The organism is Vibrio sp. R10-SG3-ISO3, assembly GCF_059834225.1.
The window spans coordinates 21,251-46,300 of record NZ_JCBDHE010000045.1 but is presented as its reverse complement, the minus strand read 5'-3'; the positions used below and the strand labels follow the sequence as shown (position 1 = coordinate 46,300).

The 25,050-nt window shown below is 48.9% G+C and carries 22 protein-coding genes; 18 read left to right on the top strand and 4 right to left on the bottom strand.

The features are described from left to right. The first annotated feature begins 71 nt into the window (after positions 1-71). Together fadD and rnd are read left to right on the top strand one after the other, a co-directional pair. Positions 72-1,763: a long-chain-fatty-acid--CoA ligase FadD gene (fadD, locus tag AC6R1A_RS12950; RefSeq protein ID WP_500630310.1), complete on the top strand. Its 1,692-nt coding sequence runs from the start codon at positions 72-74 to the stop codon at positions 1,761-1,763. A 110-nt stretch (positions 1,764-1,873) separates the two neighbouring features. After that, positions 1,874-2,989, top strand: a complete 1,116-nt coding sequence (gene rnd, locus AC6R1A_RS12945; protein ID WP_500630309.1) for a ribonuclease D — start codon at positions 1,874-1,876, stop codon at positions 2,987-2,989. A 73-nt stretch (positions 2,990-3,062) separates the two neighbouring features. Here rnd and AC6R1A_RS12940 read toward each other — a convergent pair whose 3' ends face one another. After that, positions 3,063-4,622 carry a SulP family inorganic anion transporter gene (locus AC6R1A_RS12940; RefSeq protein ID WP_334552541.1) on the bottom strand — a complete coding sequence of 520 codons (1,560 nt, stop codon included), beginning with the start codon at positions 4,620-4,622 and terminating at the stop codon, positions 3,063-3,065. 258 nt (positions 4,623-4,880) lie between these two features. Then, a complete protein-coding gene (gene rne, locus AC6R1A_RS12935) occupies positions 4,881-7,925 on the bottom strand; it encodes a ribonuclease E (protein WP_500632686.1) in 3,045 nt (1,014 codons plus the stop codon). A gap of 571 nt (positions 7,926-8,496) precedes the next feature. Here rne and rluC point away from each other — a divergent pair. Next, positions 8,497-9,438: a 23S rRNA pseudouridine(955/2504/2580) synthase RluC gene (rluC, locus tag AC6R1A_RS12930; RefSeq protein WP_500630307.1), complete on the top strand. Its 942-nt coding sequence runs from the start codon at positions 8,497-8,499 to the stop codon at positions 9,436-9,438. Between the two features lie 46 nt (positions 9,439-9,484). Here the strand turns inward: rluC and AC6R1A_RS12925 are convergent, their stop codons facing one another. Next, positions 9,485-10,066 (bottom strand): Maf family protein, encoded by a 582-nt coding sequence (locus AC6R1A_RS12925; RefSeq protein ID WP_500630306.1) that lies wholly within the window; start codon positions 10,064-10,066, stop codon positions 9,485-9,487. A 149-nt stretch (positions 10,067-10,215) separates the two neighbouring features. Here AC6R1A_RS12925 and yceD point away from each other — a divergent pair, with 149 nt between their 5' ends. The 14 genes from yceD (at position 10,216) to ptsG (ending at position 22,810) form a co-directional block, all read left to right on the top strand. Next, positions 10,216-10,740: a 23S rRNA accumulation protein YceD gene (gene yceD / locus AC6R1A_RS12920; protein WP_500632685.1), complete on the top strand. Its 525-nt coding sequence runs from the start codon at positions 10,216-10,218 to the stop codon at positions 10,738-10,740. Between the two features lie 48 nt (positions 10,741-10,788). Further along, complete coding sequence (gene rpmF / locus AC6R1A_RS12915; protein ID WP_014232495.1) at positions 10,789-10,959, top strand: 50S ribosomal protein L32; 171 nt, start codon at positions 10,789-10,791, stop codon at positions 10,957-10,959. A gap of 9 nt (positions 10,960-10,968) precedes the next feature. After that, positions 10,969-12,009, top strand: a complete 1,041-nt coding sequence (gene plsX, locus AC6R1A_RS12910) for a phosphate acyltransferase PlsX (RefSeq protein ID WP_334552536.1) — start codon at positions 10,969-10,971, stop codon at positions 12,007-12,009. A gap of 5 nt (positions 12,010-12,014) precedes the next feature. Continuing rightward, the gene (locus AC6R1A_RS12905; protein ID WP_500630304.1) at positions 12,015-12,995 is read left to right on the top strand and encodes a beta-ketoacyl-ACP synthase III; all 981 of its coding nucleotides are present in this window, start codon (positions 12,015-12,017) and stop codon (positions 12,993-12,995) included. Between the two features lie 107 nt (positions 12,996-13,102). Further along, positions 13,103-14,029, top strand: a complete 927-nt coding sequence (fabD, locus tag AC6R1A_RS12900; RefSeq protein WP_500632684.1) for an ACP S-malonyltransferase — start codon at positions 13,103-13,105, stop codon at positions 14,027-14,029. Positions 14,030-14,055: 26 nt separating this feature from the next. Then, the gene (gene fabG, locus AC6R1A_RS12895; RefSeq protein ID WP_334552782.1) at positions 14,056-14,790 is read left to right on the top strand and encodes a 3-oxoacyl-ACP reductase FabG; all 735 of its coding nucleotides are present in this window, start codon (positions 14,056-14,058) and stop codon (positions 14,788-14,790) included. Between the two features lie 305 nt (positions 14,791-15,095). After that, positions 15,096-15,329, top strand: coding sequence for an acyl carrier protein (acpP, locus tag AC6R1A_RS12890; RefSeq protein ID WP_004406112.1), 234 nt, complete (start codon positions 15,096-15,098; stop codon positions 15,327-15,329). A 91-nt stretch (positions 15,330-15,420) separates the two neighbouring features. Next, positions 15,421-16,665, top strand: coding sequence for a beta-ketoacyl-ACP synthase II (gene fabF / locus AC6R1A_RS12885; protein ID WP_500630303.1), 1,245 nt, complete (start codon positions 15,421-15,423; stop codon positions 16,663-16,665). A gap of 84 nt (positions 16,666-16,749) precedes the next feature. Further along, on the top strand, positions 16,750-17,553 hold the full coding sequence (gene pabC, locus AC6R1A_RS12880) for an aminodeoxychorismate lyase (RefSeq protein ID WP_500632683.1): 804 nt from the start codon (positions 16,750-16,752) through the stop codon (positions 17,551-17,553). Next, the gene (gene mltG, locus AC6R1A_RS12875; protein ID WP_334552531.1) at positions 17,550-18,566 is read left to right on the top strand and encodes an endolytic transglycosylase MltG; all 1,017 of its coding nucleotides are present in this window, start codon (positions 17,550-17,552) and stop codon (positions 18,564-18,566) included. The genes pabC and mltG overlap by 4 nt, the downstream gene beginning before the upstream one ends. Then, positions 18,563-19,213 (top strand): dTMP kinase, encoded by a 651-nt coding sequence (gene tmk, locus AC6R1A_RS12870; protein ID WP_500632682.1) that lies wholly within the window; start codon positions 18,563-18,565, stop codon positions 19,211-19,213. Before mltG ends, tmk begins: the two co-directional genes overlap by 4 nt. Before the next feature lies 1 nt (position 19,214). Beyond that, positions 19,215-20,177 carry a DNA polymerase III subunit delta' gene (gene holB, locus AC6R1A_RS12865; protein WP_500632681.1) on the top strand — a complete coding sequence of 321 codons (963 nt, stop codon included), beginning with the start codon at positions 19,215-19,217 and terminating at the stop codon, positions 20,175-20,177. After that, on the top strand, positions 20,168-20,935 hold the full coding sequence (locus AC6R1A_RS12860; protein ID WP_500632680.1) for a TatD family hydrolase: 768 nt from the start codon (positions 20,168-20,170) through the stop codon (positions 20,933-20,935). The genes holB and AC6R1A_RS12860 overlap by 10 nt, the downstream gene beginning before the upstream one ends. A gap of 444 nt (positions 20,936-21,379) precedes the next feature. Beyond that, entirely contained in the window at positions 21,380-22,810 is a 1,431-nt protein-coding gene (ptsG, locus tag AC6R1A_RS12855; protein WP_500630298.1) for a PTS glucose transporter subunit IIBC, read from the top strand. An 89-nt stretch (positions 22,811-22,899) separates the two neighbouring features. Here the strand turns inward: ptsG and AC6R1A_RS12850 are convergent, their stop codons facing one another. Then, positions 22,900-23,685, bottom strand: a complete 786-nt coding sequence (locus tag AC6R1A_RS12850) for a hypothetical protein (protein ID WP_500632679.1) — start codon at positions 23,683-23,685, stop codon at positions 22,900-22,902. Positions 23,686-24,094: 409 nt separating this feature from the next. Here AC6R1A_RS12850 and AC6R1A_RS12845 point away from each other — a divergent pair, with 409 nt between their 5' ends. Next, a complete protein-coding gene (locus tag AC6R1A_RS12845; protein ID WP_500632678.1) occupies positions 24,095-25,045 on the top strand; it encodes a glutathione S-transferase family protein in 951 nt (316 codons plus the stop codon). Positions 25,046-25,050: the final 5 nt, after the last annotated feature.

The following is a 25,050-nucleotide window of genomic DNA, read 5'->3' as shown; positions in this document are numbered from 1 at the left end:
TGTGCTGTAATAGGCCAATAACAACATAACGATATCGGCGCGCGCACGCTGTTTTTTCGAGGAGTATTAACGTGGATAAACCTTGGTTGTCACGCTATCCAAGCGATGTACCTGAGCACATTAACCCGGACCAGTATCCATCTCTGGTTGAGATGTTTGAGCAGTCCGTACAAAAATACGCGGATCAACCTGCTTTTGTGAATATGGGGTCGGTGATGACCTTCCGTAAATTGGAGGAACGCAGCCGAGCGTTTGCCGCCTATTTACAAAACGATCTTAAGTTGCAAAAGGGTGATCGCGTCGCGTTGATGATGCCAAACTTGCTGCAATATCCGGTCGCCCTGTTTGGTGTATTGCGAGCTGGGCTGATCGCCGTCAACGTTAACCCGCTTTACACGCCACGTGAGTTGGAGCATCAGCTCAATGACTCTGGTGCCAAAGCGATTGTGATTGTCTCCAACTTTGCCAGTACGCTTGAGCAAGTGGTGGAGAACACGCCTGTTAAGCACGTGGTGTTGACGAGCCTTGGGCAAATGCTGCCTCGAGCGAAAGGTACCTTGGTCGATTTTGTCGTTAAGTACGTCAAAGGCATGGTGCCAAAATATGACTTGCCTGGGGCGATCTCGATGCGCAAAGCCCTCCACAAAGGCCGTCGTCTACAGTACGTGAAGCCGTTTATGTCGGGGGATGACATTGCATTCTTGCAATACACGGGCGGGACGACAGGGGTGGCGAAAGGCGCAATCCTAACCCACCGCAATATGATTGCTAACGTTTTGCAGGCGAAAGGTGCTTACGGCCCTGTCTTGACAGAAGGGCGTGAATTAGTGGTAACAGCGCTGCCGCTGTATCACGTATTCGCTCTGACGGTGAACTGTTTGCTGTTTGTTGAACTGGGGTGCCAGAACCTGTTGATCACCAACCCAAGAGACATTCCAGGCTTTGTCAAAGAGTTGCAAAAGCACCCTTTCACCGCGATCACTGGGGTGAACACCTTGTTCAATGCCTTGGTGAGCAATGAAGATTTCCACGAACTTGATTTCAGCAAGCTTAAGCTCGCCGTTGGTGGTGGCATGGCGGTGCAGCGCGCGGTTGCCGACCAATGGAAGAAGACAACTGGCATTCACTTACTTGAAGGCTATGGTCTGACCGAATGCTCGCCGCTAGTAACGGGGAACCCTTACGATTTGAAAGACTACACAGGTGCGATTGGATTGCCTGTTCCTTCAACGGAAGTGCGTATTGTGGATGATGCCGGACAGGTATTACCAACCACCGAGGTTGGAGAACTACAAGTACGCGGCCCTCAAGTGATGCAAGGTTACTGGCAGCGTCCGGAAGCGACTAAAGAGGTGATCAACAGCGAAGGTTGGTTGTCAACGGGTGACATCGTCAAATTCGATGAGCACGGCATGATTTATATTGTCGATCGTAAAAAAGACATGATTCTGGTCTCCGGTTTCAACGTCTACCCGAATGAGATAGAAGATGTGGTTGCTCTGCATGGCAAGGTGCTGGAAGTGGCGGCAATCGGTCAATCTCACGATGTCTCTGGTGAAGTGGTCAAAGTGTACGTTGTCAAGCGAGATCCAAGCCTCACCAAAGAGGAAGTGATTGCTCACAGTCGTAAGCATCTGACCGGCTATAAAGTGCCAAAATTGGTTGAGTTTAGAGAAGACTTACCTAAAACCAACGTTGGTAAGATTTTACGTCGCGTTCTGCGAGAGGAAAACGAAGCGAATCTGGCCAAGCACGATAGCTAAACTCGCTAAGCAGATCGTAAGCTTTGATGTTAGAATGCCGACATAACCATGGTCGGCATTTTTTATGTGCCGCAACTAGAACGCCACTCTATAGGCGTAGCGAGACCTTTGTGAATTACCAAATCATTACCGATACCCAACAACTAAACTCTATCTGCCAGCAAGCACGCCAGGTGGATGTAGTGATGCTCGATACCGAGTTTGTCAGAACGCGTACCTTCTACCCACAGCTAGGGCTGATACAACTGTTCGATGGCGAGCAGCTCTCATTAATCGATCCAACCGTGATTGATGACATGAGTGAGTTTGTGGCTCTGCTCAAAGACAGCTCGGTGCTGAAAGTGCTCCACGCCTGTGGTGAAGATTTAGAAGTGTTTAACAATAGCTTTGATTGCTTGCCGTTTCCCATGGTAGACACGCAAGTGATGGCGGCGTTTCTCGGCCATGGCCTGTCAACCGGCTTTGCTGCCCTGGTTGATCACTACTTAGGTGTAGAGCTCGATAAAAGTGAATCACGCACCGATTGGTTAGCTCGTCCACTCTCAGATAAGCAACTCGACTACGCGGCGGCAGACGTGTTCTACCTCTTGCCACTGTATGAAAAACTGCTTGATGCAGTGACTCAAGCAGGCTGGTGGGACGCAGCGCAGCAGGAGAGCGAAATGCTGGCCGCAAAGCGAATCAAAAGTATCGATCCAGCTAACGCTTATTTAGACATCAAGGGCGCATGGCAACTGAAACCTAAAGAGCTGGCCATATTGAAGCCTCTGGCCACTTGGCGTTATAAAGAAGCGCTGCGTCGTGACTTAGCGTTAAACTTTGTGTTTAAAGAAAATGATTTGCTCAACGTCGCGAGACTGGGTTTGCAAAACAAGCAGCGTATGGAGCAAGAAGGCATGGACCCAAGATCCGTGCAACGTCATGCTACGCGACTCATTTCGTTGGTGAAAGAAGCCAAAATGACGCCAGCAGACGAGTACCCAGAGAAAATTGAACGTTTGATGGATTTACCAGGCTACAAGCAGGTGTTTAAACGTCTAAAGGATGAAGTTAAACACGCTGGACAAAGCTCAGGTCTGGCGACTGAATTCATTGCCTCAAAAAAACAGCTCAATCAGATCATCACTTGGGTATGGAAAAAAGACCGAGATCCTGCGGCCTTACCGGACGTGATGCAAGGATGGCGTAAGTCCTTAGTGGGCGAAAAGTTGAATCAACTGCTGTAATCATCGCGGTTAATAAAAAGGGCTTCCAATTGGAAGCCCTTACTGTTTCTGTGCTATCGATAAAAGCGAACCGTTAGCCTGCTAAGACGTCGGTGGCCACCTTGTAGCTTGGGTCTTCTTTGACATTGATTTCCACTAAGCTACCGGCTTTATGTAGCAGCTTACGGCAGTCTGGACTGAGATGGCGCAGGTGCAATGTCTTACCGACGGTCGCGTAGCGATCCGCCAAGGTTTCAATGGCCTCAATCGCTGAGTGGTCAGTGACGCGAGAGTCGGCAAAATCGACGATCACATCACTTGGATCATCTTGTGCGTTAAACAGCTCAAGGAAGTTGGCGGTAGAGCCAAAAAACACCGGACCATGAATCTTGTACTCTTTTGACCCCTCGTCATTGATGCGCGTATCAGCATAAATGTGTTTGGCGTGCTGCCATGCAAACATCAAGGCAGAAGCGATCACACCGACCGCAACGGCGACGGCCAGGTCAGTTAATACCGTGACCACAGTGACGAGAACAATCACGAAGAAATCTTGTTTTGGTACGCGGCGTGCTAGTTTGAAGGTTGCCCATTCAAAGGTACCGATCACAACCATAAACATGACGCCAACCAGAGCCGCCAGCGGAATCATCTCAATCAGAGCCGACGCAAATAAAATAAACATCAGCAAGGCAACCGCAGCAACAATACCGGAAAGGCGGCCACGACCACCCGAATTGACGTTAATCATCGATTGACCAATCATGGCACAACCACCCATCGCGCCAAAGACGGAGCAAGTCATGTTCGCCATACCTTGGCCGATACATTCGCGGTTAGATTGACCGCGAGTATTGGTCATTTCATCGAGAACCGTCAGGGTTAATAGTGATTCGATCAGGCCAATCGCCGCTAAAATGATGGCGTAGGGTAGGATGATTTGCAGCGTCTCAAGGGTAAACGGCACCATAGGGATGGAGAAGGTGGGCAGTGAGCCCGCCAGTGTCGCAGCATCATCACCAGACATGGTACGAAGAAAGTCAACCACGGTACGTGTTTCGAGGTCTAAACCCACCACCAAAGCGGTGACGGTCACGATGGCCACGAGCGAAGAGGGCACTGCTGTAGTGATTTTAGGCAAGAAATGGATGATGGCCATGGTCAGTGCAACTAAGCCCAACATCAGCATCATTTGACCTTGTGGTAGCCAAGTCAGCATACCGTTGATATCCGGGGCTTTAAATTGGCCTAACTGAGCGAGGAAGATAACGATCGCCAATCCATTCACAAAGCCGATCATCACAGGGTGAGGTACGATGCGAATAAATTTACCTAGCTTAAAGATACCCGCGGCGACTTGTAAGATGCCGGCAAGCATGATGGCAGCGAATAAATACTGTACGCCATGACTGGCAACCAGTGAAACCATAACCACGGCCATGGCACCCGTCGCGCCTGAAATCATACCTGGACGACCGCCAAAAATGGACGTAATTAAACCAACAATAAAGGCGGCGTACAGGCCAACCATAGGGTCAACGCCGGCGACAAACGCGAAAGCGACGGCTTCTGGGACTAAAGCCAGGGCGACCGTTAGGCCAGAGAGCACATCGTTTTTCACCGAGTGCTTAGAAAATTGAGGAAATTCAAACATACTTATTTTGTTCTGCTCATGAGTTAGGCCTAGTCTGAATGACGTCATAGTGCGCAAAATGCGATGATACTTTTGATATGGGTATCGAAAGGGTTGCTAAAACGTTAATTCAGTTCGTGACCGCGAATGCTACCTAAAAGTGTGATTAAGTTCAATAATGACTAGAGTGTAGCATGTGGTGTGTGACACAGTGAGGGTGTATCACAGAGAAAAAACAGCCCCAAAAAGGGGCTGTCTTACTGAGGGATTAAGGTTGTATTAGTAACCTTGTGGCTTTGCCATCGCTGCGCTTGCCTGGTTGCGCGCGACTTGACTGCCGGCTCCTTTAGGCTGATAGCGCTCTTGACGAAGAGGCGCGGCGACCACTGAAATCTCTTTCATTTCATCGCTGCCAGGGGCTTTAGCCATCGGCGCAGAAGCAAATCCTTTCAGAGGAGAAGCCTTCGCTGGCTTAACTACTTTCGGTTCCGGTTTGACTTCTGCCTGTTCAACTACGGGTTCAACAGCTGGGGTCACTAGCTCAGAGACGTCCGCTGGCGCTGATTCCGTCGCGACGGTCTCTTCAACCACCTTGTCTGCAACGGCTTCAACTGGCGCTGGAGCCTCTACCGTTTCGGCTTTGACCGCTTTAGGTGCTTCAGGAGTGACGTTCACCACTTCGGCTTCCACTGGTGAAGGCACGGTCTCAGCTTGAGCCTGGACAGGTTGCTCGCGACGAATGATCACTTTACCCATTGCCATTTCTGGGCAGGCAAATCCACCAAGGGTCACTGTTACCTCTGTGGTCTCTTTTTCCACTTTAGGCTTCGCAGTTGGTTTAGTAATGCCGTAGCTTGGCATCACTTTACCCATCGCCATTTCTGGTGACGCGACACCGCCTTTGCGCAAACGGAACGGGTTAGGGCGACGATCACGTCCACGACGACGACGCTGACCACTTGCACGTAAGTGACGCGGTGAGCGGCGGTTGCGGCGCTGCTTAGGCTGTTCAGCTTGTTCATTCGCTGTGTCGTTCGTCTGTTCAACGGACTCAACAACCGCCTCAGCTTTTGCTTCTTGAGCATTGGCATCGGCTTGGGCCTGAGCTTGTTGATCTTTCACGCGAACCTGTTTGGTGAGTTTGCGGCGCTGGCGACGCTCTTTCACTTTTTCAGTTTTCTCTTCACGCGCTTTGGTAGGCTCAGTTTGCTGGGCATCAGCGGCAAGCTTCAATCCTTCTTCCGCAACTTTCGCATTGCCTTTTGTGGCATCATCGCGCTTGGTATTGCGGCGATCTTGCTTTGGCTTGCGGTTCTGGCTCTTACGCTCAGTGGTCGCGTTGCTTTCTGTTGCTTCGACTTCATCGCGATTGTTATTGCGACGCTTGTCATCACGGTTGCTATTGCGACGGCGGTCATCACGGTTGCTATTGCGACGGCGGTCATCACGGTTATCGCGTTTGTCATCACGATTGTTGTTACGACGGCGATTGTCATTACGACCACGACGGTTGCGATTGTTGTTACTCGCGTTGTCTTTCTTCTCGCTTTCGACTGGTTTTTCTTCTTTCTTCTCTGCTTCGCTATTAGAACCAAACAAGAAGCCAGCCAGTGCTTTAAACAGGCGAGCAACGACGCCAGGTTGAGCCGGAGTCTCTTCAACCGGTTTCTCTACCGCTTTTGGCGCAGCAGGTGGTGGCGTTGGTGCAGATGGTGTTGCCGAGGCAAATCCTTTAAGAGCAGGCTCTTCGATTTTCTTCGGTTTCACTTCTGTTTCTGCAACATCACGGCTTTCTGCTTCCTTCATCGCTTCCAATTTTTGTGGTAGCAAATAAGAGAGCAGATCAAACTCTTCACCTTCACGTACACGAATCACATCGAAGTGAGGGGTTTCCATGTCAGAGTTCGGTACCACGGTAATTTTAACTTCTTGAATGCGTTCGATGTGGTTAACCGAGCGACGTTTTTCATTCAACAAGTAAGAAGCGATAGGTACAGGAACTACAGCCAACACTTGGGCAGTGTTGTCTTTTAGTGCTTCTTCTTCAATCAAGCGCAATACTGACAGGGCGAGTGATTCGTTATCACGCACCACGCCTGTACCGCTACAGCGAGGACAAATATGGTGGCTTGCTTCTGCAAGCGACGGGCTTAGGCGTTGACGAGACATTTCTAGCAAGCCAAAGCGAGAGATACGACCAATTTGCACGCGCGCTCTGTCCATACGAACCGCGTCACGAAGGCGGTTTTCAACTTCACGCTGGTGACGCACCGGTGTCATGTCGATGAAGTCGATAACGACCAGGCCACCCAAATCACGTAAACGCAATTGGCGTGCGATCTCATCCGCCGCTTCTAGGTTAGTATTGAGCGCTGTCTCTTCAATGTCGCCGCCTTTGGTGGCGCGTGCCGAGTTGATATCGATAGACGTCAACGCTTCCGTTGGGTCAATAACGATAGAACCGCCTGAAGGCAGGCGCACTTCGCGTTGGAAGGCAGATTCTATCTGGCTTTCAATTTGGTAGTGGCTAAACAGTGGCACTTCACCATCGTACTTTTTCACACGATTGACAAAGTCAGGACGCACCAAACGGATGTGCTCAAGTGCACGTTCGTAAATGGTGTTGCTGTCGATCAGGATTTCACCAATATCGCGGCGCAAATAGTCACGAATCGCTCGGACAATCACGTTACTTTCTTGGTGAATCAAGAACGGTGCTGGATTCGCATCAGAGGCTTGTTTGATCGCACCCCAATGGTTAAGCAGAACGTTCAAGTCCCACTTCAGCTCTTCAGCACTTTTGCCCACACCCGCGGTGCGAACAATCAGTCCCATGCCTTGCGGGAGCTCAAGCGTGCTCAATGCCGCTTTGAGTTCAGTACGCTCGTCGCCTTCAATGCGTCGAGAAATACCACCCGCGCGTGGGTTGTTTGGCATTAATACAAGGTAACTACCCGCAAGAGAGATAAAGGTGGTTAAGGCTGCGCCTTTACTACCACGCTCTTCTTTCTCTACCTGCACGATCACTTCTTGGCCTTCCTTTAGCACTTCTTTAATGCTTGGACGACCTTGATAGGTGTAACCGTTAGGGAAGTATTCGCGGGCAATTTCTTTGAGAGGGAGGAAACCGTGTCTTTCTGCACCGTAGTCAACGAAGGCGGCCTCTAGACTAGGTTCGATGCGGGTGATACGTCCTTTGTAGATATTTGCTTTCTTTGATTCATGTCCTGGACTTTCGATATCTAGATCATACAGTCGCTGGCCATCAACCAGTGCAACACGCAACTCTTCTTTTTGAGTTGCGTTAATTAACATTCTTTTCATTGATAAATCTCGTTGTCATTCTTTTGTATATTGTTGCCTTTTTTCTCTATCACGGTGCCTGATCCCATGGCTTATGTCGTTGCAGCCTCCCGGCTGGAGGGATGCTCTCAGGGCACTTCAGTCTTACACGCGCTGGCGTGTAAGCCGCTATCATTAGCGGTCGATACTCAAACATGATGGAGCAGTAAGCAGGGCAACAATTTTACTAATGTCGAAAATGTCTTACGCCGTATGCTGCATTTTGCTAAATTAGCTGGCTACTTACCGTCTTGCGCTAAGATGATTGGGTTTGTGTAAAATGCAACCAAATCATTTATTGCAGGTGTGAACTATAGCAGTACCCAGTAAACACAGCAATCTGCTTTATAATAAAACGCTAAAAAATCAAATTTTGTTTTTTATAAAACCTTGTATTTAAAGTTATTAGTTTGGTTTTAATACAGATTTGCAAATGCCACGGTTAAAAAGTATCCGTAGCAGAACTGAGACTCATTGTTTGAGATAAAACCGCGTTTAAATTGCAGAGGAAATGTGATTTCAAGCACGGTTATGAGAGTGTTAGAATAGCCCGATGAGCGAAATTAGAACGAAAGTCCAATTCGTCGATATAGATGACGACATGGCTGGTCAGCGCATTGATAACTTTTTGCGCAACCAACTCAAAAGCCTGCCGAAAAGTGTGGTTTACCGCATTTTGCGCAAAGGCGAAGTACGAGTGAACAAAAAACGCGTCAAAGCTGAGTACAAACTGCAAGCGGGTGACTTGGTTCGAATTCCGCCGGTGACGGTCGAAGAAAAAACCGACGATATTGCCCCAAGCACAAAGCTGAGTAAGGTGGCGGAGCTAGAGCAGATGATCATTTTCGAAGATGATCACTTACTCATTCTCAATAAACCCTCGGGTACCGCAGTCCATGGTGGCAGTGGCTTGAAGTTCGGTGCGATTGAAGCGTTGAGAGCATTGAGGCCCCAAGCTCGATTTTTGGAATTGGTGCACCGTATCGACCGCGACACATCTGGGATTTTACTTGTGGCTAAAAAACGCTCAGCACTGCGTCACCTGCAAGCGCAATTTAGAGAGAAAACCGTCAAAAAGCGTTACTTTGCTCTCGTGATGGGGAAATGGAAGCGCAGTTGCAAAGTGGTCAATGCGCCACTGTTGAAAAACGAAGTAAACAGCATTGTGCGCGTCAACCCCAATGGCAAAGCGTCTGAGACGCGCTTTAAAATAATCGAAGAGTTTGAACAGGCGACCTTAATTCAGGCCAGTCCAATTACAGGGCGCACTCACCAGATCCGTGTGCACACCCAATATGCAGGTCATCCTATCGCATGGGATGACCGATATGGAGATCGCCGGTTTGATGCCTATACCGGGCAAGTCGGTTTGGATCGCCTGTTTTTACATGCGGCGACGATCCAATTTGTCCATCCGCAGACGCAAGATTGGATGGAGATTAGCGCGCCGATGGAGCCAAAGCTTGAAAAGGCGTTAGCCGGGCTAAGGTCCTAACCCCAGTGGTTCCTGCGTGTGATGAGTAACAAGAGTGCGTGTCAGTCTAAAGGACGGATACGCCCTCTTGCTCAAGCATGTCAACCAAATCAATCAAGGGTAATCCGACCAAGGTGTTGGGGTCCTTGCCTTCTAAGCGCTCAAACAGCGCAATACCTAACCCTTCACTTTTAAAGCTCCCTGCGCAATAAAAGGGCTGCTCTTTATCGACATAGCGTTCAATTTGCTGCTCGGTGAGCGTGCGAAAATGTACGGTAAACGTATCGACGCGGGTGTGCAGCGCTTGGGTGGCACTGTTGAATAAGGCAACGCCTGTGTAAAAACAGATCGCACGGCCGCTTTGCCGACGCAATTGTTCAATGGCGCGCTCACGTGTATGGGGCTTACCAACAATTTCGCCGTCAATCACACACACTTGATCGCTACCGATGACAAGGCTCGGCTGCGATAGTGAACAACCTTGCGCTTTACCCACTGCGAGACGTTCCACTAACGCTTGAGGTGATTCGTTTCTTAGTGGCGTTTCGTCACAGTCTGGTGCGATGGCGCTAAACGTGAGACCGAGTTTTTCCAACAATAGTTTACGGTAGGGAGAGGTGGACGCTAAGACGAGTGGGTAAGAGTACATTTTAAATCATCAGTGTTTTGTTTGATTTAGGTGAGCTTAAAGGATCTTTTTGCTAAGATCATTGCTCTGGTGGAGCAAAGGAAAAAAAGTCCAACTTTTTCTCCTTTTTCTTTGACTCAAAATGAATTGGAAGATAGAATTCGCGCCCTATGCAAAAGGTAAAAATACCGCGAACGGTTGATCCCGCAAGAGCGGCTCAAAAGCGTCTTGATTATGATGGTATCATTCAAGAAAGTCTTTTTAAGCGCTTAAGCGAATCAGTCGAAGGCGTTAAACGCGACGCTCAAGTGTCATTGTCATTTGAGTTGGATGAACAGCGACTTGTTGTTATCTCTGGTAAAGCTAACATCGAAGTCGATTTAGAGTGTCAACGCTGTAATGAGGTTTTCGCACATGAGTGCGAAGTCGAATTCACTTACACGCCATACTATAGCGAGAAGAGTGAAGAAGACGCACCGGAAGAGTACGATTTGGTAGATCTGAACGAGTACGGTGAAGTCGACCTAATACAGTTAGCTGAAGACGAGTTCATTCTCAACTTGCCTCAAGTAGCAATGCATGATGAAGCGGATTGTAGCGTTGATTCAGATAACATGGTGTTTGGTGACCTTCCAGAAGAGGTAGTGGAAGAGAAGCCGAATCCATTCGATGTTTTGAAAAGCTTAAAGCGTTAACTTTTTAGTAAGCAAGACACTTTAAGAACTAACATAGGAGTAGGGTCAATGGCCGTACAAAAAAACCGTAAAACACGTTCTAAGCGTGGTATGCGTCGTTCACACGATGCCCTAACTACAGCTGCACTTTCTGTTGACGCAACTTCAGGTGAAACTCACCTACGTCACAACGTGACTGCTGAAGGTTACTACCGCGGCAAGAAGGTTATCAACAAGTAAGGTTGACCTTTGCAAAATATAACCGTTGCACTTGATGCAATGGGCGGGGATTTCGGTCCTCGCGTTACAGTGCCTGCCGCCGTGCAGGCACTGTCGCATTTCCCAGAGCTAAAAGTGATCATCTTGGGTGATCAGCACATGATCACAACCCAACTCTCCCAACTTGGTGTTCAGTCCAACGCACGGTTACGCGTTGTGCACAGTGACCGAGTCATTTCTAACTCAGAAAAACCTTCTCTAGCGCTGCGCAATAGTGCGAATACGTCCATGGCGATGGCAATCGATGCGGTATCCAACGCTGAAGCGGATGCGTGTGTCAGCGGTGGCAACACCGGCGCGTTAATGGCATTGTCACGCTTCAAGCTTAAGCTTTTACCGGGTATTGAACGTCCTGCATTAATTTCTGCGTTGCCAACGGCATCCGGCGGTAAAACCTGGATGTTGGATTTAGGGGCCAATGTCTCGAGTGACGCCGATTCGCTGTTTCAATTTGCGGTAATGGGCAGTGCGTTAGTCGAACAATACTTGGGTAAACCGCCACGAGTCGCTATTCTCAATATCGGCGCTGAAGAGATCAAAGGTAATGATCTCGTTAAACGCTGCGCTGAAATGCTTTCTCAGACTCAGTCGGTCAATTTTGTCGGCTATATTGAAGGCAACCAATTGTTACGCGATGCCGCTGATGTCGTCGTTTGTGATGGTTTTGTGGGCAATATCTGCCTCAAAACCTGTGAAGGGACAGCGCAACTCTTTATCGATAAGTTGAAATCACACATGATGGCCTCATCTATAAAGGGTTGGATTGCAAGAAAATTATTTTCTGGCTTATTTAATGAGCTAAAAACCCTGAACCCCGACCAGTATAACGGCGCAAGTTTGCTAGGATTGCGCGGCATTGTCATAAAAAGCCATGGAAGTGCTGATGTAGACGCGGTCATCAATGCCATTGGTGAAGCACTACACGAGGTCAAACGACAAGTACCAAGCCGTATTAGTGATCGTTTGGAAACTGTTCTGTTCGATCAGCAACCCCAAGAGAGGCATTACTAGTCTTCATGTATAGCAAAATTTTAGGTACTGGCAGCTACCTGCCATCTCAGGTGCGTTCAAACGCAGACTTAGAGAAAATGGTAGATACAAGTGATGAGTGGATTGTTGCTCGCACGGGTATTAAAGAGCGTCGTATTGCTGCGGAAAATGAAACCGTTGCAGATATGGGTTACCAAGCGGCGAAAAATGCTATCGAGATGGCAGGCATTGACAAGAACGACATCGACATGATTCTTGTTGCGACCACCAGTGGTTCACATGCATTTCCATCAGCGGCCTGTCAGGTGCAAGCCTTGCTTGGCATTAAACACTGCCCAGCGTTTGACATGGCTGCGGCGTGTTCCGGCTTTGTTTACGCACTGTCGGTGGCCGATCAGTACATCAAAACCGGTCATTGCAAACACATCTTGGTGATCGGCGCTGATGCGTTATCAAAAACCTGTGACCCGAGTGATCGCTCGACCGTGATCTTGTTTGGTGATGCCGCTGGTGCGGTTATTGTAGGCGCGAGTAATGAGCCGGGTATTTTGTCGACCACCATTAATGCCGACGGTCGCTTTGGCGACCTACTGAGCTTGAAATACCCTAATCGCCGTGAAGAAATCAGCAGTGACTTTGAGCACAGTGATGACATCAATAGCTGGTTGCACATGGCGGGTAATGAAGTCTTCAAAGTAGCGGTGACTCAGTTGTCTCGCCTTGTGACGGAAACTCTCAAGCAAAACGGCATGGATAAAACCGAGCTGGATTGGTTGGTGCCACATCAGGCAAACCTTCGCATTATTTCTGCGACCGCGAAGAAGTTGGCGATGTCAATGGATCAAGTCGTGGTCACACTGGATAGGCACGGTAACACCTCTGCGGCGACAGTACCGACTGCACTTGATGAAGCCGTACGTGATGGGCGTATTCAGCGTGGGCAAACCTTGCTGCTTGAAGCCTTTGGCGGTGGCTTCACATGGGGTTCAGCCCTAGTGAAGTTTTAATCACGCAAGAATTCAAATTGAAGATGCCGCAGTGGCATCTTTTCTTTCTGACAGCAGAAAGAGCAACCGAATCAAGTCTTAAAAGAAATTGAGTTAAGGAAAAGAGTATGAGCAAGTTTGCTATCGTATTTCCAGGTCAAGGATCGCAAGCCGTTGGCATGTTGGCTGAACTTGGCGAGCAATACCCAGTAGTGAAAGCGACGTTTGCTGAGGCTTCAGAAGCACTCGGTTACGATCTTTGGGCGTTGGTGCAAGATGGGCCAGTGGAAGATCTTAACCAGACATTTCGCACCCAGCCTGCGCTGCTAGCGTCTTCGGTTGCGGTATGGCGTGTGTGGCAAGAGCTAGGACAAGAGCTGCCAGCCAACCTAGCGGGTCACAGCTTAGGTGAGTACTCTGCACTTGTGTGTGCAGGTGTGATTGATTTCCAGAAGGCGATCAAGCTAGTTGAATTGCGCGGCCGCTTAATGCAAGAAGCGGTACCAGCGGGCACGGGCGCTATGTATGCAATTATCGGTCTTGACGATGCCGCGATTGCTCAAGCGTGTGAAGACGCAGCGCAAGGCGAGGTTGTCTCTCCTGTTAACTTTAACTCGCCAGGTCAAGTTGTTATCGCCGGCAGTAAAGCGGCGGTGGAACGTGCGGGCGCCTTATGTAAAGAAGCGGGCGCAAAGCGCGCGTTGCCTTTACCTGTCTCTGTGCCTTCTCACTGCGCTCTGATGAAGCCTGCGGCGGATAAACTGGCGGTTGCACTAGAAGAGATCGAGTTCAACACGCCTTCTTTACCCGTCATCAACAACGTGGACGTCGTGGCAGAGACCGATCCTGCGAAAATCAAAGAAGCACTGGTGCGTCAGCTTTACAGCCCGGTGCGTTGGACGGAAAGTGTTCAGCTCATGAGCGAGCAAGGCGTCGAATCACTGTTAGAATTTGGCCCAGGTAAAGTATTGACTGGCTTGACGAAACGTATTGTAAAAACGCTTAGCGGCGCAGCCGTTAACGATGTCGCTTCACTCGAAGCAGCTAAGTCATAAGCGACTCAAAGGAAACAACAAACATGATGAATCTTGAAGGTAAAATCGCACTGGTTACCGGTGCTAGCCGTGGTATCGGCCGTGCTATCGCTGAACTATTGGTTGAGCGTGGTGCGACAGTGATCGGTACTGCAACCTCTGAAGGCGGTGCGGCAGCGATCAGCGAATACCTAGGGGACAAAGGTAAAGGACTCGCGTTAAACGTCACAGACGTGAACTCCATCGAGTCAACCCTGAAAACCATTAATGACGAGTTTGGTGCGATTGACATCCTAGTGAATAACGCAGGTATCACACGTGACAACTTGCTGATGCGTATGAAAGACGATGAGTGGAACGACATCATCGATACCAACCTCACGCCGATTTTCCGTATGTCAAAAGCGGTATTGCGCGGCATGATGAAAAAGCGTCATGGCCGTATCATCAACGTAGGTTCTGTGGTTGGCACTATGGGTAACGCAGGTCAGGCTAACTACGCGGCAGCGAAAGCTGGCGTGATTGGTTTTACTAAATCAATGGCACGTGAAGTTGCGTCTCGCGGCATCACAGTGAATACTGTGGCGCCTGGCTTTATTGAGACAGACATGACCAAAGCATTGAACGACGATCAGCGTGCGGCAACACTATCGAACGTCCCAGCGGGTCGTCTTGGTGACCCACGTGAGATTGCGTCGGCAGTGGTATTTCTGGCTTCCCCAGAAGCGGCATACATCACCGGCGAAACTTTGCACGTAAATGGCGGGATGTACATGGTTTAAATTGGGCTTTAGCAAGTGAAAGTGAACTTTTACATCAAATATCACTCGAAACTTTGCTGAATCTTCAATTTGTACCCAATGTCGCCAAATTGGCTATTTAATGTCATAAAAATAGCCTATAGTCAGTGTTTATTGGCAGTGAAGTGCACAAGATTTGTGCATGATTTAAGTCAAAAATGTATTGAATTTCGGTTAAAATCGCTAAAATTGTGGTTTGACCAGCAAGGTCCCACTTGCAACTTTCAATAGTTCGAATAAACTACGGAATCATCGCATTGAGCGAAATCTGTAAAGGAAAAGAAAAAATGAGCAACATCGAAGAACGCGTAAAGAAAATCATTGTTGAACAGCTAGGTGTAGACGAAGCAGAAGTGAAAAACGAAGCTTCTTTCGTTGATGACCTAGGTGCCGATTCTCTAGACACTGTTGAACTAGTAATGGCTCTAGAAGAAGAATTCGACACTGAGATTCCAGACGAAGAAGCTGAGAAGATCACTACTGTTCAAGCTGCAATCGACTACGTAAACAGCGCTCAGTAAACCCCTCTCTCAGGCGGCCAACTGGCCGCCTGTGTTTTACCAACTCTTCTATACCTCCCATAGAATCATTTCAAACCCGGAGAATAAAATCGTGTCCAAGCGTCGTGTTGTTGTCACTGGCATGGGTATGTTGTCACCGGTAGGCAACACTGTAGAATCCTCTTGGAAAGCCCTGCTAGCTGGTCAAAGTGGTATCGTCAATATCGAGCACTTTGATACTGAAAATTTCTCAACTCGTTTTGCAGGCCTAGTCAAAGATTTTGATTGCACAGAATACATGTCAAAGAAAGATGCACGTAAGATGGACTTGTTCATCCAGTACGGTATCGCAGCGGGTATTCAGGCTCTTGATGACTCTGGCTTAGAAATTAACGAAGAAAACGCCGCACGAGTGGGCGTCGCTATCGGTTCAGGCATTGGTGGCCTTGACTTGATTGAAGCGGGTCACTCAGCATTGGTCGAGAAAGGTCCACGTAAAGTGAGTCCGTTCTTCGTCCCATCGACCATTGTTAACATGGTGGCGGGTAACTTATCAATTATGCGTGGTCTACGTGGTCCAAATATTGCGATCTCGACGGCGTGTACAACTGGTCTGCACAACATCGGCCATGCAGCGCGTATGATCGCGTATGGCGATTGCGAAGCGATGGTGGCGGGTGGCTCAGAAAAAGCGTCCACCCCACTTGGTATGGCAGGTTTTGGTGCAGCGAAAGCACTGTCTACTCGTAATGATGCGCCTCAAAAAGCCTCTCGCCCTTGGGACAAAGACCGTGACGGTTTTGTTCTTGGTGATGGCGCAGGCATGATGGTGCTAGAAGAGTACGAACACGCGAAAGCGCGTGGCGCGAAAATTTACGCTGAAGTGGTTGGCTTTGGTATGTCAGGTGACGCTTACCACATGACTTCGCCAAGTGAAGATGGCTCAGGCGGTGCATTGGCAATGGAAGCGGCCATGCGTGACGCGGATATCGAAGGCACACAAGTTGGCTACGTGAATGCACACGGTACATCGACGCCAGCAGGCGACGTCGCGGAAGTGAAAGGCATCCGCCGTGCACTGGGTGAATCGGGCGCGAAACAAGTCAAAGTGTCATCAACCAAGTCGATGACAGGTCACTTGTTGGGTGCTGCGGGCTCAGTAGAAGCCATCATTACCGTACTCTCTTTGCGCGATCAAATTGTGCCGCCGACGATCAACCTTGATAACCCGGAAGAAGGGTTAGAGGATATCGATCTTGTGCCGCACACTGCGAAAGAAGTATCGATGGATTACGCGATTTGTAACTCATTCGGCTTTGGTGGTACGAACGGCTCGTTGGTGTTCAAAAAGATCTAAACCGTGCTACGTGTAGTGGGATGATTTGTGTTAAAACGGCTTAATGCTTCGGTATTAAGCCGTTTTGTTTTCTAAGGTGGACGGATGTTTTGGGTCAATGGACAGAGAGCGGACACAATCGCGCTAAGTGATCGATCGTTTCAATATGGTGATGGCTGCTTTACGACCATACTGACTCGCCATGGTCAGATTGAGGGGTGGTCAGCCCATGTGTCGAGAATGGAAGCGTGCTTGCGTTTGCTGGGTATTGAGTTCCCAGATTGGCAGCAAGTGCGCCAATGGCTAGAGAAGGCGTCACTGCCTGCAGCGAAAGCCGGTCTCAAGCTGCATGTCAGCCGAGGAGAAGGTGGGCGCGGATATAGCCCTGCGCACGTCACGACACCCAATGTTACTATTAGTCACTTTCCATTTCCCGCCCATTATGAACAATGGCAACAGAATGGCGTAGCACTTGGCGTGTGCGAGCGGCGTTTAGGCCACAACCCACTCCTTGCTGGTCACAAACACAACAACCGACTTGAGCAAGTGTTGCTCAAACAAGAGTTAGACGAGCAAGGCTATGCAGATGGCTTGGCACTCGACATTGATGGCTTCGTGATAGAAACTACGATGGCGAACCTGTTTTGGTGTCGCGAAGACACGTTATTTACCCCCGACCTTACTCTTGCGGGGGTCGCGGGGACAATGAGAGAGCGCGTGCTTCAATGCGCATTGACAATGGGATTGCACATTGAAGTGGGGCAATTCACGCTCTGCGATATTGAACAGGCCGACGAGGTCTTCATCTGCAACGCTTTGTTAGGTGTCGCACCGGTCAGCGCTATTTCGCATAAAATGTTCACCATTGGACCACAAACTCGACGATTTCAGGAGAACCTTTCCTCGTGATTAAGAAAATCACCTATTTATTGATTGCTATATTGTTGATTGCTTTTGCGGGTTACCGCTACATCACTAACCAAGTGAATGAGTACGTCAATCAACCCCTATCGATGACACAAGAACGCATTTTTACCCTTAAAACCGGTACCAGCTTTCAGCGAGTGTTAAGTGACCTTACTCAGAGCGACCTTATCGAACCGAGCGATTTAACGCCGCTGGTTCGACGCTTTTATCCCGAGCTTACTCAAGTAAAAGCGGGCACCTATCTGTTGGAACCTGGCCTGACGCTACGTCAAGCGTTGCTGCTTTTTAAGTCGGGTAAAGAGCACCAGTTTTCGATCACCTTTGTTGAAGGGTCGACGTTCAAAGAGTGGCGTGAAGCGCTGTCTCAAGCGCCGCATCTGACGCATGATACGACAGAGATGACGGAAGCGGAGATTGCCCAAGCGCTAGAACTCGATGTGGAGAAGTTAGAAGGCATGTTCTTAGCCGAAACCTACCACTATACCTTCGGAGCGTCAGAGTTGGATATTCTTGAGCGAGCATCGCGTAAGCTCACTCAGGTGCTCGACTATCACTGGGCAGAACGTCAGCGTGATTTACCATTGAAATCGTCGTATGAAGCCCTCATTCTTGCTTCTATCATTGAAAAAGAGACCTCAGTGGAAGAAGAGCGAGAGCGAGTCGCGTCAGTGTTTGTTAATCGCCTCAACAAAGGTATGCGTTTGCAAACCGATCCGACGGTTATTTATGGTATGGGCGACAGCTACGACGGCAACATACGTAAGAAAGACCTTCGTACGCCCACGCCTTACAACACCTATGTCATTTTTGGTCTGCCACCTACGCCGATCGCGATGCCGGGTGAAGCCTCTATCGCAGCGGCGACCAACCCTGAGAATGGGGATTACTACTACTTTGTCGCCAGTGGAACCGGCGGTCATGTGTTTTCAAAAACATTGGCTGAGCACAACCGCGCGGTCCGAGCCTATTTAAAACAGTTAAGAAGTAAACAATGATACAAGCAAAATTTATTGTTATCGAAGGATTAGAAGGCGCGGGTAAAAGCACTGCGATTCAAGCCGTATTGACCACGTTACAAGCGGCGGGCATTACTTCGATTCAACAAACTCGCGAACCCGGTGGCACCACGTTGGCTGAAAAGTTACGTGACTTGGTCAAGCAAGAGCATGAGGGTGAAGCGCTGCAAGACATGACGGAGCTGCTGTTGATGTATGCCGCGCGTGTCCAACTGGTGGAAAATGTCATCAAGCCGGCCTTGGCAAAAGGTGAGTGGGTGGTGGGTGATCGTCATGATATGTCCTCGCAAGCCTATCAGGGTGGCGGCCGACAGATTACCGCTGAGACGATGTCTACACTCAAACAGACGACGCTTGGCGACTTTAAGCCCGACTTGACCTTGTACTTAGACATCGACCCTCGAGTTGGCCTTGAGCGAGCGCGTGGTCGGGGTGAACTCGACAGAATTGAAAAAATGGACATGAGTTTTTTCGATCGTACTCGCGCACGCTATCTTGAGATCGCGCGCCATGATGCAACGGTTCTGATCATCAATGCTGAGCAATCTATAGAGCAAGTGGCTGCTGATATCTCTGCGGCGTTGAAAGGCTGGCTAGAGGCTCAGACTGAGCAAGGCGTCGCCTAGTATGAATGAGCTGTACCCTTGGTTAACACCGCTTTGGGCGGAGTGGAAATCGAGCCTCGAACACCAACGTTTTGCCAACGCCTCGATGTTGATTGCACAGAGTGGCATGGGGGCAGAGCAGTTGGTGGACAGACTCTCAAGAGCAGTGATGTGCCAACACGACCACTCTGAGCCGTGTGGGTTTTGTCATGGTTGCCAGTTGATGCAATCGCAAAGCCATCCCGATTTTCATCGAGTGGTGCCTGAAAAAGAGGGCAAAGCGATCACGGTTGAACAGGTGCGGCAGTGCAACCGGTTAGCACAAGAATCGTCCCAACTTGGTGGCTATCGACTGTTTGTGATTGAGCCGGCTGAGGCAATGAACACGTCCGCCTCGAACGCTTTGCTCAAAACCTTGGAAGAGCCAGGGGAAAACTGTCTGTTCCTTTTGGTGACGCACCGTCAGAATCATCTGCTTGCCACCATCACCAGTCGCTGCCAGCAATGGTATCTCAATACGCCGAGTGCCACCGACGTCGCAGAGTGGTTGTCACATCACACACAAAAGGCGGTGCCAGCCTTTGCCGCCCATATTCATGCGAACTCCCCGCTCGATACGTTGGCGTTTATTGAACAGGGGGGGGAATCTCAGTATCAGCAGCTAGAGTCCGCCTTGCTTGCGTTTTTGGTCAGCCAAGACGATGGGGTGAAGCTTGCTAAGGAATTGGCGAAAGCGCCCGATGAGTCTCTACCCTGGTTATGGACCTTGCTGACTGATGCACAAAAAATTCATTTTTCAGTGAGGGATGAGGCGATGACACCTGGCTGTCAGCGTGTAGCTGAGACAGTGTCTTACGCGCAGCTCTACCAACATACACAATCACTGACTAAACTTATTAATCAACTGAGTGACCACCCAGGGCTCAACGCAGAGTTACTGATCATGAGTTGGTTGTTCTCATTAAAAGAGGAATTATGTTCGTAGATTCGCACTGTCATCTAGATAAACTTGATTACCAAGAGCGACATAATGATGTGGCTGATGTCATAAAGAAAGCCACCGCTGCTAATGTCACCGAGTTGCTTTCGGTGGGGGTAACGCTTGATTCGTTTCCCGATATGTTGGCTATGATTGAGCCTTATGACAACGTACACGCGTCGTGTGGGGTTCATCCATTGGACGTCGAAAGTGACTTTGCCCTTGATCGCTTACATGAATATGCTCGTCATCCGAAAGTGGTCGCGATTGGTGAAACGGGCCTGGATTATCACTATCAGCCTGAAACCGCTGACCTGCAAAAACTGCGCTTTGAGCAGCAGGTCGAGCTCGCGGTCAATGTGAATAAGCCGCTGATCATTCATACGCGCAACGCACGAGAAGATACTCTGGCTATTTTAAGAGCAGGACAGGCAGAGAAATGCGGTGGTGTCATCCACTGTTTTACGGAAGATCTTACCTTTGCTAAGCAAGCGATGGAGTTAGGCTTTTACATTTCCATCTCTGGTATCGTGACGTTTCGACAAGCAACGGAGTTGAAAGACGTGGTCAAAGCGTTGCCACTTGATCGCTTGTTGATTGAGACCGATTCTCCCTATTTGGCCCCGGTCCCTCATCGCGGCCAACAGAATGAACCAGCCTATGTGGTTGAAGTCGCCGCATACATTGCGAAGCTTAAGTCTTGCGGCCTACATGAGGTGGCCGCAGCCACAACGACGAACTTCAAAAAACTTTTTTTAAGATAGAAATTAATGGCGGTATAAAAAAGGGGCGCTCGCCCTTTTTTTTTGTTACAAGCGTCACGTATCTGACTCATCAAACCAGTGTTCACCAAATCTGTTGAAGATGCGAGACAAAATTTGTTCAAATGTAATTTTGTTACATAAAATAACAATCTATTCTATTTTATTTACGCCATAAAATTAATGTTGTGCAATAAAAACTTCATATTTTTCATGGGGATAAGTTGGTATAAGGGCCTTGTTTGGCGCTTCGTTATTGTGATCTATCTAGTAGTTTGAAACTTATTTTCGTAACGCGCTAGAAAGTTTGTTCACCATCAAGATATATTTAGAGGCAGAAAATATACTGTCATATGTGGTTACATTTTCTTTGGGTGCTAACATTTAAGGCTGCGGGGGTGTGCCGTTAGTGCCCGATAATTCTTATAACTTTTCAGGAGCATAAACATGTTTAAGAATCTTTTTGCTAACCTGCAAAAAGTAGGTAAATCACTGATGCTACCAGTATCAGTATTGCCTGTTGCAGGTATCCTACTTGGTGTTGGTGCTGCCAACCTTGGTTTCATTCCAGAGATTGTATCAAACCTAATGGAACAAGCGGGTGGTTCAGTATTTGGCCAGATGGCACTGCTATTTGCAGTGGGTGTCGCTCTAGGCTTCACTAACAACGACGGCGTAGCGGGCCTTGCTGCTATCGTTGGTTACGGCATCATGACGGCAACACTAAGCGTTATGGCTGGCGTGATGGGCGTTGAGAAAATCGATACGGGTGTTCTCGGTGGTATCCTAGTCGGTGGTGTGGCTGCGTGGGCGTTTAACCGCTTCTTCCGCATTCAATTGCCTGAGTACCTTGGCTTCTTCGCTGGTAAGCGTGCTGTGCCAATCATCACTGGTTTTGCAGCTATCGCACTGGGTATCGTACTGTCTATCATCTGGCCACCAATTGGTTCAGCTATCGGTGCGTTCTCTCACTGGGCTGCAGAGCAAAACCCACAACTTGCATTCGGTATCTACGGTATCGTTGAGCGTTCATTGATCCCATTCGGTCTACACCACGTGTGGAACGTACCTTTCTTCTTCGAAGCAGGTCAATGTGTGAACGCAGCAGGTGAAACTCAAAACGGCGTACTGACATGTTACCTAGTGGCAGATGAAGCGTCTCGCGCAGCAGGTAATGGCTTCGGTCAGCTTGCAGGTGGCTACATGTTCAAGATGTTCGGTCTACCAGCAGCGGCTATCGCGATTGCACACTCTGCTAAGCCAGAGAACCGCGTTAAAGTTATGGGTATCATGGCGTCAGCAGCGTTGACTTCATTCCTAACAGGTATTACTGAGCCAATCGAATTCTCATTCCTATTCGTTGCGCCACTACTTTACGGAATCCACGCTCTACTTGCTGGTTCTGCATACGTTGTTGCTAACACTATCGGCTTCGTACACGGTACATCATTCTCTCACGGCTTGATCGACTTCCTAGTACTTTCTGGCAACGCTCAGAAGATGGGTATCATGATCGCGACTGGTCTTGTTTACGCAGCAATCTACTACGTAGTATTCCGTGCAGTGATCAAAGCGATGGACCTAAAAACTCCTGGTCGTGAAGACGAAACTCAAGCTGAAGCGGCGGCGTCTGGTTCAGACATGGCTGGTGAGCTTGTTGCAGCGTTCGGCGGTAAAGCAAACATTACAGGTCTTGACGCGTGTATCACTCGTCTACGTGTTGCGGTTGCTGACACAGAAGTGGTTGACCAAGACAAACTTAAGAAATTGGGTGCAGCAGGCGTTGTAGTCGTCGCAGGTGGTGTTCAAGCTATCTTCGGTACTAAGTCTGACAACCTTAAAACAGATATGGATGAGTGGATTCGTAACAACGGATAATCCCTACCCTCATCGATAGATAGAAAAATGCCAGTCAAGTGACTGGCATTTTTTATGGCTTAGCGTTACTAAATGTGCACGGCTGACACTCAGAAACGCCAATCGATCCCCAATGAAATTTTCGCATCTTCGCTGCGCTTTTTCGGGCCTATTACTTCGGTCTCAATGTTGTGATAGCGGCCTTCCACAAAGATATTAATGTTCTGACCATTCACATAAGCTTGCATCCCTTGAACCCACATCAAATCGACAAAGTTGAGGTCATCAATACCGTCGACAGCTTGTCCAGCCATCGCTTGAATGACGGTGTAGTGGGTGTCATTCCAAGGCTGCAAGGCATAAAGGTTGACCGATGCTAAGTGGGCATCTTTCGCCCCCAAAGAGTGCAGCACAGATTGAATCTCATCAACGCTACCGCCACTGTTTTTGGCGATGCGGCCTGCCGCTTTATTGAGGTCGACATCCACATAAGTGTAATTCACTGAAGGGAAGAACTTTGTGGTGCCGTTGGCGGCTTCCAGAGGCAGCATGTAGCCTGCGGTGTAGGAGTCTGCCAGCTTAGTGCCATACAAGTCGATATAAACCCCGCCCACACGACTGTCAAAATGCGCCATGCGTGCACGCATGTTATCTGTATCCGTAAAGTATTCACCAAAGAGCACGGTTTGAGTTTTGCCTTCTGGTCCCGCATCGTAAAGGTTGGCAGCGCCATAGCCGGCAAACAGCTTTAACTCACCGCTGTCTGTGTTGACCATAGTACCAATGCGAGATTGGGTATTTCGTGGATCGAACGCGTGCAACTCATCCGAGTCCGCAGCAAAAATTGGGCTAGAAGCGAGGGCCAGAGCCACTGCACAAATCGTGGTGTTTTTCATCGTTATACCTTTTTCGTTGTTGTGCGCCAGCGAAGGGAGAGGGCGCTTACGACGTATCCTAATGAGATCAAAAAATGAAAAACATAGAGAGGGGGTTATTAAACACATAACAATCGAAGATGTATGTCTTGATTGAAATGTGATGTTCTCCGTGACGTTAGCAAGAGGTATGGAAATTGTTGCGATTTACTGGAAGGTATATCAAGTTTCAGCGCTCATAGTGGAGAGGCTAGGAATAGATGAGACAAAGGATTTCTTTCATTTATCTCTACTGGTTATGAGTAAGTTTGCTGGCAGTTATTCAAATATGTTGACCAAGTTCGTCTAATTTCCCTTACTGCCATTTTGAATCAACTCGCTATAGTAAAAGCAAGGTTTTTACAGTGAACGAGAATAACGAAGGTGAATTATGGGCAAGCTAGTTGAAGGCGTGTGGCACGATGTGTGGTACGACACTAAATCAAACGGCGGTCAATTTGTGCGCGAAGACGCCGGGTTTCGTGATTGGGTCGTCAATGAAGAGGGCGCGCGTTTTGCGCCGGAATCCGGGCGCTATCATCTTTATGTCTCGCTCGCGTGTCCTTGGGCTCACCGAACTCTAATTTTTCGCCGCCTAAAAGGGCTGGAGTCTCATATTGATGTCACTGTGGTCTGCCCAGATATGATGAGTGAAGGCTGGCAAATGGGGCTGCCTGAGCCGCTGTTTGGTCATACGCGATTGCACCAAATCTACACTCAGGCTAAGTCCGACTACACAGGGCGCGTTACGGTGCCTGTCTTGTGGGATAAAAAGCACAACACCATTGTCAGCAATGAGTCGTCAGAAATCATCCGTATGTTTAATCATGCGTTCAACGACTTGACGGGCAATACTCTCGATTACTATCCAGACCACCTCCGCGAAGTGATTGATGAGTGGAACGATTTTATCTACCCCAACGTCAATAATGGTGTCTACCGCTGCGGTTTTGCGACGACGCAAGAAGCGTACGAAGAAGCATACGATAAGCTGTTCTCTGCGTTGGATAAGCTTGATACTCATCTCGCGAGTCATCGCTACCTAGCGGGCGGTCAGGTAACGGAGGCCGATTGGCGTTTGTTTACCACCTTGATTCGTTTTGATGCGGTGTATGTGGGCCACTTTAAATGCAATAAGCAGCGTATTGAAGATTACCCGAACTTGCACGGTTATCTAAAAGAGTTGTACCAAGTGGAAGGGGTCAAAGAGACCACAGATTTTTATCATATTAAGCGCCATTACTATTTCAGTCACACCGGGATCAACCCCACACAAGTGGTACCTAAAGGACCAGAATTAGACCTCGATTCTCCCCACGGACGAGAGGCCATCAGCGCTTAACTTAA